The sequence below is a fragment of the Streptomyces sp. NPDC059957 genome, assembly GCF_042730015.1.
Taxonomy (GTDB): Bacteria; Actinomycetota; Actinomycetes; order Streptomycetales; family Streptomycetaceae; genus Streptomyces.
Window position 1 is genome coordinate 1 of the sequence record NZ_JBHWMB010000172.1, and the last position, 2,602, is coordinate 2,602.

The 2,602-nt window shown below is 73.8% G+C and carries 1 protein-coding gene; it reads right to left on the minus strand.

Annotated elements, in window-relative coordinates; all coding sequences use genetic code 11:
* A partial coding sequence (locus tag ACFWBW_RS41680) for a condensation domain-containing protein (protein ID WP_385385130.1) occupies positions 1 to 2,602 on the minus strand: 2,602 nt, incomplete at both ends.

Sequence of the window (2,602 nt, forward strand, 5' to 3'; positions counted from 1 at the left end):
GTGGTCTGGGCGGTGACGGTGGAGACGAGGTTGCGGTGGGAGGACAGGATGCCCTTCGGGCGTCCCGTCGAGCCGGAGGTGAACATCACGCAGGCCGCGTCGGCGGGCGTCAGGAGGCCCCCCGGGCCGGTGGCGGGCTGCCTGCCGATGGCCTCGGCTTCGGAGTCCACCAGCACGCAGCTCCACGGTCCGGTCACCCGGGCGTGGTGCCGGGAGTCGGTGACGAGGACGCCCACCCCCGCGTCCCGCGCGGTCCCCGAAAGCCGTTCGTCGGGGAATTCGGGGTCCAGGAGGGCGTATGCGGCGCCGGTCTTGAGGACGGCGAGGAGGGCGATGGCGAAGTCGGTGCCGCGGTCGAGGAGGACTCCGGCCAAGTCGCCGCGTTTCAGGCCGTGTTCGGTGAGGTGGTGGGCGAGTCGGTTGGCGCGGGCGTCGAGTTCGCCGTAGGTGAGTTCCTCGTCGCCGAAGACCAGGGCGCGGGCTTCGGGGCGGGTGCGGGACTGCTCCTCGAAGCGGTCGACGAGGGTGGCCTCCCCGATCTCGGTGCGCCGGCCGGTCCACTCCTCCAGTACCTGGCGCCGCTCGGTCTCACCCAGCAACTCCAGCTCCGACAAAGGAACGTCGGGGGCGGCCACGACGTGCTCGAGGGTGCGCCGCAGCATGTCCGCCAGCCGTTCCACGGTGGCGCGCTCGTAGAGGTCGGAGCTGAACAGCACCGCCCCCGTCAGCGGCCCGTCCGGCTCGGCCCGCAGCAGGAACTCCAGGTCGAACTTGACCGCTCCCGTCACCAGCGGCTCCGCCGCCCCGGCCCGCAGGCCCGGAAGGTCCGGGGTGGCTGCCGGGCCCGACTCCAGGGCCAGGCAGACCTGGAACAGGGGGTGCCGGGCCAGCGAACGCGTCGGATTGACGGCCTCCAGCACCAGGTCGAAGGGGGCGTCCTGATGGGCGAAGGCGTCCAGGTCGGTGGCCCGCACCCGGGCCAGCAGATCCCGGAAGGCAGGGTCGCCCGAGGTGTCGGTCCGCAGCACGAGGGTGTTGACGAAGAACCCCACGAGGTCCGCCAGGGCCTCGTCCGTACGGCCCGCGACCGGTGAGCCGAGGGGGATGTCCGTCCCCGCACCCAGTCGGGTCAGCAGCGCGGCCAGCGAAGCCTGCACCACCATGAACGGCGTGCACCGCTCGGCGCGCGCCAGCTCGACGATCCGCTTGTGCAGCCGGCGCCCGAAGTCGACGCGCACCGCCCCGCCGCGCTGCCCCGCCACCGCGGGCCGGGGCCGGTCGGTGACCAGCCCGAGCTCCTCCGGGAGCCCGGCCAGCGCCGACTTCCAGTACGCGACCTGGCCGTCCAGCACTCCGCCGTCCGTCTGTGCGGCGCGCTGCCAGAGCGCGTAGTCGGCGTAGTCCGCGGGCAGCGGGGCCCAGTCGGGGGCACGGTCCTCCCGCCGGGCGGCGTAGGCCGCCGACAGGTCCTCGAAGAGCGGGCGCAGCGACTGCCCGTCGGTGGCGATGTGGTGCATCAGGACGAGCAGGGTGGACTCGGCCTCCCCGGTCCGCAGCAGCGTCGCCCGCAGCGGATGCTCGGCAGCGAGGTCGAAGGAGTGCCGGGCGGCCGCCAGCAGTTCGGCGTCCAGATCGTCCGGGGCCACCGTGCGGACCTCGAAGACGGCCGGCCCTGCCGGGTCGACGACTTGCTGGGGGTCGCCGTCCATGGTGGTGAACCTGGTCCGCAGCGGCTCGTGCCGGCCCGCGAGGTCGGCGAAGGCGGCCCTGAGCGCCGCCACATCCACGGCGCCGTCCAGCCGGACGGCCATCGGCACGTTGTACGAGGTCCCCCGGTCCTGGAGCCCCGACACCAGCCAGAGCCGCTGCTGGGCGAAGGACAGCGGCAGCGGCTCCGGCCGCACGGCGGCCCGGGTCAGCGGCGGCAGCGCGGGCCGGCCCGAGGCGGCCGTGACCTGGCGGGCCAGCGCCGCCGGGGTGGGGTGCTGGAAGACGTCGCGGAGGGTGAGGGTGACGCCGAGGGTCGCGCCGATCCGGTTCACCAGCCGGGCGGCGAGCAGTGAGTGGCCGCCGTGGTCGAAGAAGCCGTCGTCGATGGAGAGCGGGGCGGGGGAGCCGAGGACCTCGCTGACGAGGGTCCGGACGATCTCCTCCAGTTCGGTGCGCGGCTGGCGGCCGCCGGCGGTCAGCGGAAGCTCGACGGCCGGCAGCGCCCGCTTGTCGATCTTCCCGTTCGCGGTGAGCGGCAGCCGGTCCAGCACCGCGAACTGCGCCGGGACCATGTGCTCCGGCAGCCGCTCGCGCAGCCAGCCCTTCAGTGCGGCCGGGGTCGTCTCCTGGCCGGGGACGAGAGTGACGTAGGCCGTCAGGTGGGTGGTGTGCACCACCGTGGCCTGGGCGATCCCGGGGTGGCCGGTCAGCACGGTCTCGATCTCGGTGGGTTCCACGCGGAAGCCGCGGATCTTGATCTGGGTGTCGGTGCGGCCGGTGTAGTGGAGGTTGCCGTTGTTGTCCCAGTGGGCTTGGTCGCCGGTGCGGTAGAGGCGGGAGCCGGGGGGCCCGTAGGGGTTGGGGACGAAGCTGGTGGCGGTGGTGGTGGGTT